General features: G+C 68.1%; 15 protein-coding genes. 7 read left to right on the top strand and 8 right to left on the bottom strand.

What is annotated here, in order from left to right; all coding sequences use genetic code 11:
- Positions 1 to 132 precede the first annotated feature (132 nt).
- Complete coding sequence (locus QRN21_RS17275) at positions 133 to 345, top strand: DUF7455 domain-containing protein (RefSeq protein ID WP_042540282.1); 213 nt, start codon at positions 133 to 135, stop codon at positions 343 to 345.
- A gap of 54 nt (positions 346 to 399) precedes the next feature.
- Here QRN21_RS17275 and QRN21_RS17270 read toward each other — a convergent pair whose 3' ends face one another.
- On the bottom strand, positions 400 to 1,440 hold the full coding sequence (locus QRN21_RS17270) for an alanine racemase (RefSeq protein WP_056279082.1): 1,041 nt from the start codon (positions 1,438 to 1,440) through the stop codon (positions 400 to 402).
- On the bottom strand, positions 1,437 to 2,144 hold the full coding sequence (locus QRN21_RS17265; protein ID WP_230101208.1) for an alanine racemase: 708 nt from the start codon (positions 2,142 to 2,144) through the stop codon (positions 1,437 to 1,439). Before QRN21_RS17265 ends, QRN21_RS17270 begins: the two co-directional genes overlap by 4 nt.
- Positions 2,145 to 2,223: 79 nt before the next feature.
- On the opposite strand from QRN21_RS17265, the gene QRN21_RS17260 reads away from it, so the two are divergent.
- A complete protein-coding gene (locus tag QRN21_RS17260; RefSeq protein WP_053096256.1) occupies positions 2,224 to 3,240 on the top strand; it encodes a sugar-transfer associated ATP-grasp domain-containing protein in 1,017 nt (338 codons plus the stop codon).
- A gap of 75 nt (positions 3,241 to 3,315) precedes the next feature.
- Here the strand turns inward: QRN21_RS17260 and QRN21_RS17255 are convergent, their stop codons facing one another.
- The 3 genes from QRN21_RS17255 to QRN21_RS17245 all read right to left on the bottom strand — a co-directional run bounded on the left by QRN21_RS17255 (position 3,316) and on the right by QRN21_RS17245 (position 6,349).
- Positions 3,316 to 4,008 carry a coenzyme F420-0:L-glutamate ligase gene (locus QRN21_RS17255; protein WP_285365447.1) on the bottom strand — a complete coding sequence of 231 codons (693 nt, stop codon included), beginning with the start codon at positions 4,006 to 4,008 and terminating at the stop codon, positions 3,316 to 3,318.
- The gene (locus QRN21_RS17250) at positions 4,008 to 5,240 is read right to left on the bottom strand and encodes an RNA polymerase sigma factor (protein WP_053096261.1); all 1,233 of its coding nucleotides are present in this window, start codon (positions 5,238 to 5,240) and stop codon (positions 4,008 to 4,010) included. The genes QRN21_RS17255 and QRN21_RS17250 overlap by 1 nt, the downstream gene beginning before the upstream one ends.
- A gap of 167 nt (positions 5,241 to 5,407) precedes the next feature.
- Positions 5,408 to 6,349 (bottom strand): proteasome assembly chaperone family protein, encoded by a 942-nt coding sequence (locus QRN21_RS17245; RefSeq protein WP_053096264.1) that lies wholly within the window; start codon positions 6,347 to 6,349, stop codon positions 5,408 to 5,410.
- 103 nt (positions 6,350 to 6,452) lie between these two features.
- Between QRN21_RS17245 and QRN21_RS17240 the strand changes: the two genes are divergently transcribed.
- From QRN21_RS17240 to sucB, 3 genes are all read left to right on the top strand, one after another.
- Positions 6,453 to 7,928 (top strand): leucyl aminopeptidase, encoded by a 1,476-nt coding sequence (locus QRN21_RS17240; protein ID WP_285365446.1) that lies wholly within the window; start codon positions 6,453 to 6,455, stop codon positions 7,926 to 7,928.
- A gap of 2 nt (positions 7,929 to 7,930) precedes the next feature.
- Positions 7,931 to 9,304, top strand: coding sequence for a dihydrolipoyl dehydrogenase (lpdA, locus tag QRN21_RS17235; protein WP_285365445.1), 1,374 nt, complete (start codon positions 7,931 to 7,933; stop codon positions 9,302 to 9,304).
- Between the two features lie 67 nt (positions 9,305 to 9,371).
- The gene (gene sucB, locus QRN21_RS17230; protein WP_285365443.1) at positions 9,372 to 11,192 is read left to right on the top strand and encodes a 2-oxoglutarate dehydrogenase, E2 component, dihydrolipoamide succinyltransferase; all 1,821 of its coding nucleotides are present in this window, start codon (positions 9,372 to 9,374) and stop codon (positions 11,190 to 11,192) included.
- Between the two features lie 8 nt (positions 11,193 to 11,200).
- Here sucB and QRN21_RS17225 read toward each other — a convergent pair whose 3' ends face one another.
- Complete coding sequence (locus QRN21_RS17225; protein ID WP_285365441.1) at positions 11,201 to 12,703, bottom strand: hypothetical protein; 1,503 nt, start codon at positions 12,701 to 12,703, stop codon at positions 11,201 to 11,203.
- Between the two features lie 161 nt (positions 12,704 to 12,864).
- Here QRN21_RS17225 and QRN21_RS17220 point away from each other — a divergent pair, with 161 nt between their 5' ends.
- A complete protein-coding gene (locus QRN21_RS17220) occupies positions 12,865 to 13,575 on the top strand; it encodes a DUF4191 family protein (protein ID WP_053099128.1) in 711 nt (236 codons plus the stop codon).
- A gap of 64 nt (positions 13,576 to 13,639) precedes the next feature.
- Here QRN21_RS17220 and QRN21_RS17215 read toward each other — a convergent pair whose 3' ends face one another.
- A complete protein-coding gene (locus QRN21_RS17215) occupies positions 13,640 to 14,827 on the bottom strand; it encodes a RimK family alpha-L-glutamate ligase (RefSeq protein ID WP_053096274.1) in 1,188 nt (395 codons plus the stop codon).
- 26 nt (positions 14,828 to 14,853) lie between these two features.
- Between QRN21_RS17215 and QRN21_RS17210 the strand changes: the two genes are divergently transcribed.
- On the top strand, positions 14,854 to 15,333 hold the full coding sequence (locus QRN21_RS17210; RefSeq protein ID WP_053096276.1) for an ATP-dependent zinc protease family protein: 480 nt from the start codon (positions 14,854 to 14,856) through the stop codon (positions 15,331 to 15,333).
- Between the two features lie 6 nt (positions 15,334 to 15,339).
- On the opposite strand, the gene QRN21_RS17205 is transcribed toward QRN21_RS17210, so the two are convergent.
- Positions 15,340 to 15,726, bottom strand: a complete 387-nt coding sequence (locus QRN21_RS17205; RefSeq protein WP_150115179.1) for an RDD family protein — start codon at positions 15,724 to 15,726, stop codon at positions 15,340 to 15,342.
- Between the last annotated feature and the right edge of the window lie 112 nt (positions 15,727 to 15,838).

The following is a 15,838-nucleotide window of genomic DNA, read 5'->3' as shown; positions in this document are numbered from 1 at the left end:
GGGAGCCCTCAGTACGGCACCCGCGCGTACGCGCTGAGCGAAACACGCCGCAAACCGGGCATGCACACAGCCCCAGCGTGGTTGTATTGAACACGCCCAGCCAGCGAACCCGACACTCAAGGAGGCCCCGAGATGAACGCAACGACCGAACGTGAGACCTCCGCCGTCGAGTTCCGCCTGACCGCCATGGATCGCTGTGATTCATGTGGCGCTCAGGCCTACATCGCCGCCGAGGTCAACGGATCCGAGCTCCTGTTCTGCGCCCACCACGGTCGCAAGTACGAAGAGAAGCTCCGCAGCATCGCAACGAGCTGGCACGACGAGACCGCACGACTGATCGACTGATCGATCGCGGTTCGATCCGCCTCGGAGCCCGTCATCAGACGGGCTCCGCCTTCGTTAAGGGGTGGTGACCCGGCGCACGCGGCTCGTGAGCCGGGTGAGGATCTCCTCGCCGACGGTGTCGACGCGCTCGGCGAGGGTCGTCGCACTTGCTTCTCCGTGCTCGCCCGCGCCGAACAGCCAGACCGAGTCGCCGATCTGCATCCCCGGCCACCCCTGGACCAGCGACGTCGTCTCGTCGATCCGCAGCAGCTCGCGAGATCCGCCCGGGGTGCCCACGTCTGCTCCTGCGAGAGTGGACGGGATGCCGTCGAACGACCCGACGCCGACCTGAGCGTTCCCGTCCACGATCTTCCGGACCGTCGCCGTGAGCTCGGCCACCGGCGTGACACCCGGCAGGTCGGGTCCCTCCGCCGAGCGGACGCCGTAGCAGAACGCCCCGATCCGAGACAGCGAGCCGCGGAGCTCCGGCCGCCACCAGGACGCAGCGGATGCCGTCAGGTGCAGCGCCTCGGGCGTCGGTCCGGACTGCTCCACGACACGGACGGCATCGAGGAACAGGGCCTGAGCATCGTCGTCCTCGTCGTCGCTCGCCTCGGCGAGGTGGCTCCAGATCCCGGCGAGCTCGAGGTGTCCCGCCGCTTCACCCGCGCGCACATCGGCGACGGTGCGCTCCCACTCGGCCGGGAGCAGACCGTTGCGATGCAGCCCCGTGTCGATCTTGAGGTGGATACGTGCCCGCGCGCCGGCATGCGCAGCCCTGGCGGTGATGCGCGCCAGGTACTCCGCCGATCCGACGCCGAGGTCGATGTCGGCGCGCAGCGCGTCGTCGATCTCCTCGTCCGTCGAGGTGACCCACGCGAAGATCCGACCGGTGTCGCCGAGCACGCGTCGTGCTTCGACCCCGCTTCGGACGTCGTATGACCCGTACCACTCGACGCCCGTGTCCTTCGCCGCCTCGACGGCCCACCGGAGTCCGTGACCGTACGCGTCGTCCTTGAGGACGACCATGAGCTCCGACGGGGCGATGCGATCGCGGACCGCGCGGATGTTCGCTCGGAACAGGTCGGTGTCGATCCGCAGCTCCGGCCGACTCATGCCTCCCACCCCCGCTCCGCGTGTGCACCCGCGACGGTGACGAGCTCGGCGATCGTGAGTCCGGTGACGGCGCTCCATCGGGCGAGCCCGGGAGCGGCCGGCCCGCGACCTCCGAAGTAGGTGGCCTCGGCGCCCACGGTGACGGCGGCGGATCCCTGCAGATCTATCACGCACACATCCATCGCGACACGCCCGATGATCGGGCGCTGCACACCGTCGATCTCCACGTGGGCGGCATTGCCCAGCGCGCGCACGATCCCCTGGGCGTAGCCGCCGGTGATGAGTGCGGCCGTCGTGTCATGGGCCACTCGATGGGTGTAGCCGTAGGAGACCGCGTCTCCAGCCCTGAGCGGCTTCGTGGAAAGCACTCTGCCGACGAGCCGCATGACCGGCCTCGCGCTCAGTGCTCCCTCCGCATCGGGGAGCCCGTAGAGCAGGAAGGGGTCGATATCCGGTGCGCCGGTCGTCACGGCGTCGATGCCTTCGAGAGCCAGGGCCTCGACTTCCTCGGCATGGTCGACCAGCACGGCCTCCGCACCGGCGGCGACCACCGCGTGTGCGACGGAGAGCACCCCATGCCCCCAGGCATCACGGCGGAGGTCGGCGACGCGTCCCCCTGCATCGACGGCGGCAGCGGATGCGACCGCGAGCGCCGACCGCGAGATCATCGCGCGCGGGCGGGAGCTGGATGTCTTCTCACACACGTTTCCAGCCTAGCTCCGCCTTCTCAGGATGCCCCACGCACCCACCGTAGACTGGAGGGGACCCCGAACTTGGAGATCCATGTCACGCTTTTCCCTCGCGCCCCGCGTCCGCTATCTGCTGGCGCGTGCTCGCCGCATCGACGTCGCCTCGGTCATCGAGAGGGCCAAAGAGGCGTCTTCTCAGCACGGCAAGGCCGTTCCCCTCGTGGTCGTCGACATGCTGTGGTCAGCGGGCCGCCACAACGTCGGATTCCAGGACTACATCGACTACGACTTCGCGATCCTCACCAAGGCGGAGCGCGACACGTTCATGACCCACCCCGTGTCGAACGAGATCTCGCAGAAGTACGACCACCCCGACTATCGGCACCTGTTCCATGACAAGGCAGAGTTCAACGCCGTCTTCGATGCCTTCCTCAAGAGGGAGTGGATGCTCATCACGCAGGGCAACGCGGACGAGCTGCGTTCATTCACCGAGCGCCAGGGCACGATCGTCGTGAAGGAGACGCACGGCCAGGCGGGCACGGGTGTCCACCGCTACCACGCCGCCGACGTGACCGACTGGGATGCATTCCACGCCGAGCTGCTCTCGAAGAAGCAGGTCCTCGTCGAAGAGGTCATCCGCCAGCACGCCGACCTCGCGGCCGTGTGCCCCGGCACCGTGAACACCACCCGCATCACCGCATTCTTCGATGGCGAGAAGACGCACATCCTCGCGATGGCCCAGAAGTTCGGACGCGGAGCGGTGAGCGACCAGATGAGCTTCGGCGGCTTCTACACGATGCTCGACGAGAACGGTCACTCTGTGGGATCCGGATACGACTCTCACGGCCACGTGCACGTCACGCACCCGGACTCCGGCTTCCCGATCGCCGACTTCCAGCTGCCGATGATGGACGAGGTCCGCGAGTTCGTCGACCAGGTCGCGCGCGTCGTACCGCAGATCCAGTACGTCGGCTGGGATGTCGTGGTCACGCCTGACGGTCCGGTGCTCGTCGAGGGCAACTGGGGCGCCGGCGTGTACGAGAACAAGCCGAGCGTCACCGGGATCCGCACAGGGCACAAGCCGCGCTACCAGGCCGCGATCGGGTTCTGACCGCGGCAGGCATGAAGAAGGGCCCGGATGCTGAGCATCCGGGCCCTTCTTGCTGAGGCGTCGCTCACGCGGAGGTCAGACCTCGCGGACGATCCCCATCGGGGTCGACTGCGTCGCCTGGCCGAGAGGATTGTCGCCCAGGATCTGGACGAGCCGACGCTCCCCCGTCTTGTCGAGCGTCGAGCCGAGGATGTTGCCGCCGATGTCGTTGATGTCGACGACGGCGACCTCGAGGTCGCCGCCGAGCATCTTCTTCAGACGGAGGGCCACCTCACGCGGGTTCTTCGGTCCGAGGACGACCGCCTGGTTGTACGGCGGGATCGTGTTCTTCGTCGGGCCGTCGATGGCGCGTGCCTTGTCACCTGCGATGCGGTAGAAGTCACCGCGACGCCCGAAGGCCTTGGTGATCACCGAGACGCCGGCTGCGAAGAGGATCCGCAGGGTGCCGCATTCGCGCAGGGCCATCTCCATCGTCTCGGGCATGCCGAGACCGATGCCGTAGGAGGTGCGGACGACGTATCGCGACAGGAAGCGCGCAAGCGGACGGGGCGTGATCTCGTCGAGCCGGTACGACCGGCCCTGCGTGATCGCCACGATCTTCTCGGTCACGAACAGCAGGTCACCGGGCTGAACAGCTTCCTTCGCGTACTCCAGGACGACGGAGTCGAGGTCGTCGTTCGGCATGACGACGCGCGTCCGCAGCGGGATGCGCGCGTAGTTCTTGCCGTCGACGCTCGCCTCGAGCGCCTTGCCTTCGTTCGCCTGCATCACTCGAGGTAGTCCCGCAGCGACTGCGAGCGGCTCGGGTGGCGGAGCTTCGCCATCGTCTTCGACTCGATCTGACGGATGCGCTCACGCGTCACGCCGAACGTGTCACCGATCTGGTCGAGGGTCTTCGGCTGTCCGTCGCCGAGTCCGAAGCGCATCCGGATGACACCGGCCTCACGCTCGGAGAGCGAGTCGAGCAGCTGCTCCAGCTGACGCTGCAGCATCGTGAAGCCCACGGCATCCGCGGGGACCACTGCCTCGGTGTCCTCGATGAGGTCACCGAACTCGCTGTCGCCGTCCTCACCGAGAGGCGTGTGCAGGGAGATCGGCTCTCGGCCGTACTTCTGCACCTCGACGACCTTCTCGGGCGTCATGTCCAGCTCGCGGCTGAGCTCTTCGGGCGTGGGCTCACGGCCCAGGTCCTGCAGCATCTGGCGCTGCACTCGGGCGAGCTTGTTGATGACCTCGACCATGTGCACGGGGATGCGGATGGTGCGGGCCTGGTCTGCCATCGCGCGGGTGATCGCCTGACGGATCCACCAGGTGGCGTACGTCGAGAACTTGAAGCCCTTGGTGTAGTCGAATTTCTCGACGGCGCGGATCAGACCGAGGTTGCCCTCCTGGATCAGGTCCAGGAACTGCATGCCGCGGCCGGTGTAGCGCTTGGCGAGCGAGACGACGAGACGGAGGTTCGCACCGAGCAGGTGGCTCTTCGCGCGCTGACCGTCGCGGGCGACCCACTGCAGGTCGAGCCCGAGCTGGCTGGCCTTCTCGGCGGCCGTCATCGTGGAGAGCTTCTCCTCGGCGAACAGGCCGGCCTCGATGCGCATCGCGAGCTCGACCTCTTCGGCCGCGTTCAGCAGGGCGACCTTTCCGATCTGCTTCAGGTAGTCCTTGACAGGGTCGGCGGTCGCACCGGTGATCTGGGTGGAGTAGACGGGCACGTCTTCGTCGTCGTTCGACGAGATGACGATCGCTCCCGTGGGCAGAGGCTCGGTGAACTTCGGCTTGGAGTCCTCGTCGTCCTCATCGGGCTCTGCGGCGGGAGGAGTCTCGTCGTCTTCGACGATGTCATCGGCCTTCTTCTTCTTCGCGGGCGCGCGCTTGGCAGCGGCACGCTGCGCGGCGGTCTTGGGCGCCGGCTTCTCAGCGGCCTCCTCGACCGGAGCATCGACCTCGGGAGCGTCGGCGGTCTTCTTCGTCCGGGTCTTCTTCGTCGTGGCAGGAGTCACGTTTCGCCTTTCACGGGGCCGCTCGCAGGCCCCGGAGCATTTCGGACACTAGTAAGACCCTTGTCAAGTCCGATCTCCGGAAAGATCGATTGACAACGGGTCAGAGTCCTAGTATCGCACACGTGTGGGCATGCAGGTGCAATCCGCCCAAGTTCGCTCGCTCGATGTCAGCCGCGACCCGGCTTGTCCTCGTCGCCGCTGGGGCGCGAGGCGAGGTAGCGCTCGAGTTCTGCGGCGAGCTCATCCGCGCTCGGCAGGTCGCGCTCGTTGAATCCGCCCTCGTCGTACGACCCGTCCTCAGGATCACGACCGGCCATATACGCGTCGTAGCGGCGCTCGAGCCCCTGCACCATCTGCTGCAGCTCATCGTTGCCCAGCACCTGGTCGTCGACGCGCGTGAGGTAGTCCTGGCGGCGCTCCTGCACCTCATCGAGCAGGATGACCAGGCCTGTGGCGGCCATCAGCTTCTCGGCTGCCGCGATCACGGCGTCGGGGTTCTCGGTCTCGGCGAGGTAGTGCGGTACGAGCAGCACGAACCCGACGACGCGCTCACCGTGCTCCGCGAAGCGGAATTCGAGGAGATGCCCCGCAGTGGCCGGCACCTGGGTGCGCGGGCGCCATACCGAGTGAGCCACGGTGAGCTCACGGCGGTTGCCGCTCACCGTCGTGCCGATGGGGCGGGTGTGCGGGACCGGCATCGCGATCGAGTGCACCCAGTTGAGCCCGGAGACCTCGAATTCGTCGGCGAGCTCGAGCACGGTGCGCGCGAACTCGTTCCAGGCGAAGTCCGGCTCGTAACCGGCGAGGAGGAGGAACTTCTGGCCGAGGGCGTCGGTCGCCAGCGAGAGCTCCAGCCGGGCAGGACGGAACTCGGTCAGGTGATCCTGGTCGAAGGAGATCACCGGGCGGCGGGCGCGGTAGTCCAGCAGCACGTCGTTGTCGAAGACGGCGATCGGCTCGGGCGACGTCGTCTCGCGAAGGTGCTCGATGAGCCCGGAGACGGCGCTGCCTGCGTCGGTGAAACCCGTCAGGAGCAGGACAAGGGGCAGTCCGCGCGGCACGACCGGTGCGTTCGCTACACGTTCATGGATCTCTCCGGAGAAGGGCATGAGTCAATGCTACGAGCAGCTTCGGACGGCCGGGCGGTGACCTTCAAGCTGAGAGCGAACACCCGCTCGGCGCCCGGGCGCGCGACCCTCCTAGGATGGAGGTATGACGCTTCCCGCGCTCTCGCGCACCACAGATCAGTTCCCAGGAAGCGCTGCAGACGCCGCAGTGCTGGTCATCCCCGAGATCTCGGACTCCGCAGAGTCGCTGACCGGCTACCCCGGACTCGCCGACTCCCTGCAGGCCGTCGGCCACACCGGCTCGGCCTCGTCGTTCACGCGGGCTTACGCCCCCGAGGTCACGACCCTGCCGTTCGCCGTCGTCGGCGTGGGCCGTGAGCCCGATGCCTCCGCCGTGCGCAACGCCGTAGGCACAGCCCTCCGGTCTCTGACCGGCTTCGAGACGGTCTCGGTGGCCCTGGCTCCCGGTCTCGAGCAGTTCGCGGCCGCTGCCGCAGAGGGCGCCGTGCTCGGCGGCTACCGGTTCGACGGCTACCGCAAGGAGTCGGGCAAGACCCGCGCGTCTTCCGTCCTGCTGCATGCCGACCTCGACGAGTCCGCACTCTCCAGGTCCATCGCCGTCGGCGAGGCGATGGCCCTCATCAAGGATCTCGTGTTCGTCCCGGCCGAGTGGCAGAGCCCGGCCCAGCTCGCACAGAGCGCAGCCGACAGCGTCGACGGGCTGGCCGATGTCTCGGTGGAGATCCTCGACGAGAAGTCGCTCGCCGAACAGGGCTTCGGCGGTATCCTCGGCGTCGCGCAGGGCTCCGACAGGCCGCCGCGCCTCGTCCGTCTCGACTACGCACCCGCGAACGCCACGCGTCACATCGCACTCGTCGGCAAGGGGATCACGTTCGACACCGGCGGGCTGTCGCTCAAGCCGGCGGCCTCGATGGTCGGCATGAAGTTCGACATGGCCGGTGCCGCGACGAGCGTCGCAGCACTGCGGGCGATCGCCGCTCTCGCCCTGCCCGTGCACGTCACCGCTTGGCTCTGCATCACCGACAACATGCCATCAGGTCGTGCATTGCGTCCGGGAGACGTCATCCGCATCCTCGACGGCACGACCGTCGAGGTTCCGAACACGGATGCAGAGGGGCGCCTGGTCATGGCCGACGGCCTCGTCGCGGCCAGCCGCGAGAACCCCGACGTCATCATCGACGTCGCGACTCTCACCGGAGCGATCGTGATGGCTCTCGGGCACCGCCACACCGGCGTGTTCGGTGACGACGACGCCGTCGCGGAGTTCCTCGCCGCCGCCGACGCCGCCGATGAGCTCGCGTGGCACATGCCGCTCCCGGCCTACATGGAGGACTCGCTGGACTCCCCCATCGCCGACATGCAGAACGCCAACATGAGCGATCGGATGGGTGGGGCGTCGTACGCCGGCCTCTTCCTGCGCCGCTTCGTCGGCCGGGTCTCCGACGAGAAGGACGCCCCGCGCATCCCGTGGGTGCACCTCGACATCGCCGGCTCCGGCGAGCACAACGGCGCACCCTACGGCTTCACCGACAAGGGCCCCACCGGAGCGATGGTCCGGTCGATCATCGCGTTCGCCGAAGCATCCCACAAGGAGGCATGACCATGACCACGCACACCTTCGACATCGTCGTCCTGGGCGGAGGCAGCGGCGGGTACGCCGCCGCTCTGCGTGCGAGCGAGCTCGGCAAGTCCGTCGCGCTCATCGAGAAGGACAAGGTCGGCGGCACCTGCCTGCACCGCGGCTGCATCCCGACGAAGGCGCTGCTGCACGCGGCCGAGGTCGCCGAGCATGTGCGAGACGCCGCCCACGTCGGCATCTCCGCGACCCTCGACGGAATCGACCCCGCCGGGGTGCGCGCATACCGCGAGGGGATCGTCGCGAAGAAGTACAAGGGCCTCGAGGGCCTGGTGAAGGCCCGCGGCATCACGACCGTCGCCGGCTTCGGTCGCCTGAACGCCGACCGGTCGGTGAGCGTGGGCGACGACGTCTACGTCGGCGCCGATGTCGTCCTCGCCACCGGCTCGTACAGCCGGACCCTCCCGGGACTCGAGATCGGCGGGCGGATCCTCACCAGCGAACAGGCGCTGTCGCTCGACGTGATCCCCGAGCGCGTGCTCGTGCTCGGCGGCGGCGTGATCGGCGTGGAGTTCGCCAGCGTCTGGCGTTCGTTCGGCACCGAGGTCACCATCATCGAAGCGCTGCCGCACCTGGTGCCCAACGAGGACATCGCGATGAGCAAGGGCCTCGAACGGGCATTCCGCCGCCGCGGCATCCAGTACTCCCTCGGCATCCGCTACCAGAGCGCCACGCAGGACGACAGCTCGGTGACCGTCACGCTGGAGGACGGCAAGGAGTTCACCGCCGACTACCTTCTCGTGGCGGTCGGACGAGGTCCGGTCACGGCCGACCTCGGCTTCGAAGAGGCCGGCGTGACTCTCGATCGTGGTTTCGTCACGGTCGATCAGGACCTGCGCACCGGTGTGCCCGGGCTCTGGGCCGTCGGAGACATCACGCCCGGTCTGCAGCTCGCTCACCGCGGTTTCCAGCAGGGCATCGCCGTCGCGGAACGCATCGCCGGTCTCTCCCCCGCGCACGTCCCCGACATCCAGATCCCGAAGGTCACGTACTCGAGCCCCGAGGTCGCCTCGGTCGGCGTCACGGAGGAGGCTGCCGTCGCCGAGCACGGCGCCGATGCTGTCGTGGCGTACGAGTACAACCTCGCCGGCAACGGCAAGAGCGAGATCATCGGCACAGCCGGCCTCGTGAAGGTGGTCCGACTCAAGGACGGGCCCGTCATCGGTGTCCATCTGCTCGGCGACCGAGTGGGCGAGCTCATCACCGAGGGCCAGCTGGCCGTCGCGTGGGAGGCCCACCCCGAGGACATCGCCCCCCTGATCCATGCGCATCCCACACAGAGCGAGGCGCTCGGTGAAGCCTTCCTCGCCCTCGCCGGAAAGCCGCTGCACGCCCTCTGAACACCAACCGGTGAACAGTTCACTAAGCTAGACACGCGTCATTTAACTTCCTGAAGGAGACTCAGTCATGAGCACATCCGTCGTCCTCCCCCCTCTCGGCGAGAGCGTCACAGAGGGTACCGTCACCCGCTGGCTCAAGCAGGTGGGAGACACCGTTCAGGCGGATGAGGGCCTGCTCGAGATCTCGACCGACAAGGTCGACACCGAGATCCCCTCGCCCGTCACCGGTGTGATCGAGGAGATCCTCGTCGCCGAGGACGAGACCGTCGAGGTGGGCGCGCTCCTCGCGCGTATCGGCGACGGCAGCGCCGCTGCTCCTGCCGAGGATGCTCCTGCAGCCGCAGCGCCGGCCGCGGACGAGGCACCTCAGGCTGCAGCACCGCAGGCCGAGGCCCCTTCGGAGCCCGCTCCTGCTGCCGAAGCTGCGCCCGCTGCCCCGGCTGCTCCGGCCGCTGCCCCTGCTGGCGACGCTACGGACATCGTCCTCCCCGAACTCGGCGAGAGTGTGACCGAAGGCACCGTCACCCGCTGGCTCAAGCAGATCGGCGACACCGTCGAGGTCGACGAGGCCCTGCTGGAGATCTCGACCGACAAGGTCGACACCGAGATCCCCTCGCCCGTCGCCGGCGTGCTGCAGGAGATCGTCGCCGCCGAAGACGAGACCGTCGAGGTCGGCGCTGTGCTTGCTCGTGTCGGTTCTGGAGCAGCTCCCGCCGCCGCACCGGCTGCGGAGGCTCCGGCCGCCGAGGCTCCTGCCGCTCCCACCGAGACTCCCGCATCTGCGGCAGAGGCACCTGCTGCTCCCGCGGCAGAGGCCCCCGTGCAGCAGGCTCCGGCAAGCGAGGGTGCGTCCGCACCTGTCGCCCCCGCCCCGGCGGCAGCGCCGTCCGAGCCCGCGCCCGCGGCGGCATCGGCTCCGGCTCCGGCTCCGGCTCCGGCTCCGGCTCCGGCCGAGCAGAAGCTGTCCCTCCCGACCGAGAGCGACAACCTGTACGTGACCCCGCTCGTGCGCCGTCTGGCTTCGCAGCAGGGCGTCGACCTGGCCAGTGTCACCGGTACCGGCGTCGGCGGACGCATCCGTAAGGAAGATGTGCTCAAGGCCGCAGAGAGCGCGTCGGCGGCACCCGCCGCTGCGGCCGCCCCTGCTGCGCCCGCTCCGCTCGAGGTCTCGCCGTTGCGTGGCACCACGCAGCCGATGTCGCGCCTGCGCAAGGTTCTGGCCAAGCGCGCCGTCGAGTCGATGCAGCAGACCGCACAGCTCACGACGGTCGTCGAGGTCGATGTGACCGCTCTGGCGGAGTACCGCGACAGCGTCAAGGCGTCTTTCCTCGAGAAGACGGGCGACAAGCTGTCGTTCCTGCCGTTCTTCGCCCTCGCTGCCGCAGAGGCTCTGCGTGCCTTCCCGATCGTGAACGCCACGGTCGACGGCGAGCAGATCGTCTACCCCGAGTCCGAGAACGTCTCGATCGCCGTGGACACCGAGCGCGGTCTGCTCACGCCGGTGCTGCGCGACGCCGCGTCGAAGAACATCGCCGAGATCGCGCATGAGATCGCCGACCTCGCGGCACGCACGCGCGACAACAAGCTGAAGCCCGACGAGCTCGCCGGCGGCACGTTCACGCTGACCAACACGGGTTCGCGTGGCGCGCTGTTCGACACTCCGGTCGTCTTCCTGCCGCAGTCGGCGATTCTCGGCACCGGAACGGTCGTCAAGCGCCCCGGTCTCGTCAAGGTCGGCGGCGCAGACGCGATCGCCGTCCGCTCGTACGTGTACCTCGCTCTCTCGTACGACCACCGCATCATCGACGGAGCAGACGCCGCTCGCTTCCTCGGTGCTGTGAAGGCCCGCCTCGAGTCGGCGCAGTTCGCCGCTCAGCTCGGAGCCTGACCACCGCATCATCCTGGCTGGTCCGCGACGTCGTACACGTCGCGGACCAGCCATTTCTCTGCCACCCGGACGAGTACGACCATCCGCTCCCCAGCGGCGGACTCCGCCCCGTCCTCTTCCCCTCCCGACGCAGAAGCTCGGATCACGGCGACATCCCCGTACTCGTCCACGGGTTCGAGCTGTAATGCTTCCTCACCTTCCGCCAATGCGTCCGCGACCCCGATGGACCCCTGAGCGACCGCTTCGGCACAGACCGCGTCGTCGTTCGCCGCACAGGTCCTGATCGCGTCGATGAGGTGGTGCGCCGCCTCGACCGGATCCTCCGGATCGGCTCGCTCGGGCGGTGATCCCTTCGGGGACTCGTCCGGCTTCGGTTCGGGTGCCGTCGGCGTCGCCGCCGGTGAAGGATCGGCAGACGCAGAGTCGATCTGCTCCGCGTCCCGACCGCTCGTCGGCACCGCCGTGGCACCCCCGTCGCCCGGTTCCCCTGTCGCTCCCCCAGGCCAGAGAAGTCCGCCGGCGAGCACCGCTACGGCCGCAGCCGCAGCGACGATCGCCCTCCGCCCACGTCGCACGGGGGTTCGGACGCCCCCTGTGGGGGCCTCCATCCTCCTGTCGACGCGAGCGGCGCGTGCTCGATCCGCGTCTCTCCGATGCCGGCGCGCGACCACGAGGAGCATCGCACCCCGCCAGAGGTCGAGGCGACGCAGCAAGGGCGCGACGACGCGAGACGTCACAGCGCGCACGCGGCTATCCGCCATAGGTCGAGTGGCACGGGTTCTCATCCGACTTCGCTCGTCGGGTCGCACGACCGCTGCGCGGATCGCTGCGTCCGCACTTCTCGCCAGCTCAGGCGCATGCACATCGCGTCTCAGCGGTTTCGGCGCCGCGGTATCGAACAGCTCTGCCTCCCACCCCTCGAGCTGTCGCATCGGCATCCCCGGCCGTCCTGTGGCAGCGCTCAGCCCTTCCTCGATCGTGACGAGCAGGCGACCGAGTGCGCGGTCGACGCAGTCCTCGCGAATCCGCGCGACGAGACCCGCCGCTGCCGTCCGTGCCGTCTCGCCTGCGCCGATCACGAAAGTCGGTCGCCCGTCATCCGTGAGCCACCAGCCACCCGTGTGTTCGTGCTCGTCGGTCCGTCCGAGCTCACCGAGACCTCGCAGGATGCTGGCGACCAGGGTCGTCATCTCCCCGGAGCCGAGCGCGACGCCGGCTGCCGCGCGACGACCGACGAACGTCGCGACCCTCTCGGTGCACCATGGGAGCAGCGCGTCGTGCCCGTCGGCGCGCCGCACGATGTCGAGCGGCCCCGCGACGTGGTCGTCACCGGCGTGGTCCCACCCAGCCCACCCGCTGATCGAGGCGGAGTCCACCAGAACGGCCATCGCCGCGCCTCGGGTGACCAGCGTTCCCGCGTACGGCCCCTCGTCCGCGTCGATCCTCCTGATCGTCCGATGCGCACCAGGCACCAGTGCCGCACCGCTCGCCTTCGTTTCCGTCTCCGCCATTCCCCCATGTCATCGCATCGCACGGCGCTCCCACGCAGACATCGCATGATGTGCACGCATGCGCACGAATCGGCCGCGTGTGCAGGAGAAGACGAGGCGCCCGAATCCGCCCGACGCGAACGACGCCATCAGCGCACCCCGGAGTCGGTATTCTTATGCACATGGCAAACCGCACGTCCGCGCCCGAGAAGCGTCCGGGATTCTTCTCCCAGATCAAGTCCCTCTTCAAGTTCACGAGGGAGATCTACCCCTGGCTGCCCTGGGCCCAGATCGCGCTGCTGGTCATCGGTGTCCTCATCGGCCTCATCGTCGGCTACCTGATCCCGCCGTTCCAGGTGTGGACTCTCATCCTCTGGGGCATCTCCGGTCTGATGCTCGGCCTGCTCGGCGCGATGTTCCTGATGACGCGCCTGTCGACTTCTGCGATGTACCAGAAGATCGACGGCATGCCCGGCGCCACGGGCCACGTACTGAGCACGAGCCTCGGCCGCAACTGGCAGGGATCCGAGACGCCGGTCGGCATCAACCCGAAGACGCAGGATGCCGTCTACCGCACCGTGGGTCGCGGCGGGGTCGTGGTCGTCGGAGAGGGCTCCCGCGGCCGTCTGACCCGACTGGTCAACGATGAGCGCAGCAAGGCCGCCCGTGTGGCCCACGGCGTGCCGGTCACGGTGCTCTACGTCGGCCACGGCGACGACGACGTCGCGATCGCCGACCTCGCAAAGACCATCAAGAAGCTTCCGAAGGTCATCGACAAGGCCACCATGGGTGCCGTCATCCGACGCATCGAGTCCGTGTCGCAGTCGATCTCGTCGCTCCCTATCCCGAAGGGCATCGACCCCACCAAGGTCAGGGCGCAGCGTCCGCGTTGAGCTGACCCCCGCACACGCAGAAGCGCGGCCGCACCTCATCGCGAGGGCGGCCGCGCTTCGTCGTTCACTCCGACAGCGGCTGACGCGGAAGGCGACGGACCTTCGCGCGGCGACGGCGACGTTCCGGAACCATCGACCGCATCTCGTCGAGCTTGCCGAAGCAGAAGAGCCGATCCTCGGCCTCGAGGACGACGTGCTTGCGCGGGTTCGGGATGACGGAGACGCCGCGGTGCAGCGTGAGCACGGTGATGTCGCGCTCCCACAGTCCGGCTTCGCCGAGTGTCTTGCCGACGAGGTCGACAGCTCCGTGCACCATCAGCTCGGCGACCCCGTATCCCGTGGAGACGGTCAGGCGCTGACGCACATCGATCTCGGGGAATGCGACCTGGCCGGCGATGTAGTCGATGATGGCGCCTGCGACGTCGAGCTTCGTGGCCGTCTCGATGCCCTGCAGGCCAGGCGACGAGTTGACCTCCATGACGAGCGGGCCGTCGTCGCCTTCGAGCATGTCGACTCCGGCGACGCGGAGCCCCATGATCTGGGCTGAGCGCACGGCTGCGCGCTCGTAGATCGGATCGAGCTCGACGGCTTCCACCGAGCCTCCACGGTGGACGTTCGAGCGGAACTCGTCACCCGCCGCCGATCGCCGCATCGCGGCGACCACGCGGTCGCCCACGACGAGAGCGCGGATGTCGCGCCCGCGGCTCTCGGAGATGAACTTCTGGATCAGCACGTTCTGCTTGGTCGAGTGCAGCGTCTCGATGATGGCCTCGGCCACCTTCACCTGCGGCGCGAGGATCACACCGATCCCCTGCGTGCCCTCGAGGAGCTTGATGACGACAGGAGCACCCCCGACGCGTTCGATCGCCGGACGGACGTCCGCACGGTTGCGGACGAAGGCCGTGGGAGGCATCGCGATGTTGTGGCGCGAGAGGATCTGATTCGCGCGGAGCTTGTCCCGCGCGCTCGAGATCCCGTTCGCCGTGTTCGGCGTGTAGACGTCCATCTGCTCGAACTGGCGCACGACGGCGGTGCCGAAGTAGGTGATCGAGTTGCCGATGCGAGGCAGGATCGCGTCGTAGTCGCTGAGCTGACGGCCCCGGTAGTGCAGGTCCGGCTCGTCTGCGGTGAGGTCGATCGCGAATCGCAGCGTGTTGAGCACCTTGACGTTGTGACCGCGCTGGAGCGCAGCGGCGCGCAGCCTTTGGGTGGAGTACGCCTGCGGCGCGCGGGAGAGCACTGCGATCTTCACGGGGGATTTCCTGCCAGGATGGTCGGGTGAGTAAGTCATCCCATTCAAACACCCTTATCGGGTGGCGAGAATGGGTGAGCCTGCCTGATCTCGGAGTCGACTGGCTCAAAGCCAAGATCGACACGGGCGCGCGCACCTCTTCGCTGCACGCATTCCAGATCCAGGAGTTCGAGCGCGACGGCGTGTCGTGGGTTCGGTTCCGTGTGAAGCCCTGGCAGGACAGCCAGGAGGATGCCGTCATCGTCGAGTCCCCTGTGCATGATCGCCGCGCCGTGCGCAGCTCATCGGGCCATGCCCAGGAGCGACTCGTCGTCGAGATGCTGATCCGTCTGCATGACCGGGAGGTGCTCGCGGAGGTCACGCTGAGCAACCGGGACGAGATGGGTTTCCGCATGCTCATCGGTCGCGAAGCGCTGCGACAGGGTTATATCGTCGACCCTGCCCGTTCGTTCCTCGGCGGTCGCGCTCCGCGCGAGGCCAGACGCCGTAATCGCGGCAAGGAGTGAGCCCGATCAGGCGCGGATGAGCACGAGTCCCGTCACCTTGTCGTGGATTCCTCGCTGATCGGCGTCCCAGATGACCGCCGGGATCACGATGATGATCAGCAGCGTGCGGACGATCGGACGCCAGATCCCCACCCAGCCGCCGCCCAGACGTACCACGCGCATGCCGAGGATACGGTGCCCGGGGCTTCCGCCGGCCGTCGGGATGAAGAGGATCTGCAGCAGGGCGAAGACCGCCATCGGCGCGAACATGGTGAGGCCGGCCTCGGCGGGCAGTGCGAACTGGTCGTAGCCGAGGAACCCGGTGGCGATGATCGTCGCAGCCACATAGTCGATGAGAAGGGCCCCGATTCGCCGTCCAGGGCGGGCGATGCTGCCCGTCCCCGTCTGCGGCATTCCGAGTCGTTCTCCGGGGTACGTGTTCACAGCGTCCGTCACGTATCCAGCCTACCGGCGCGTAACATGCTCGAAACAAAGCGGATACCGTGGGGTAACGCCCCGCACGTAC

Origin of the sequence: Microbacterium sp. LMC-P-041, from assembly GCF_030209555.1 — a bacterium.
In the GTDB taxonomy this organism is placed as follows: domain Bacteria; phylum Actinomycetota; class Actinomycetes; order Actinomycetales; family Microbacteriaceae; genus Microbacterium.
The sequence above is the reverse complement of the archived record's forward strand: the minus strand, read 5'-3'. Positions and strand labels throughout refer to the sequence as shown.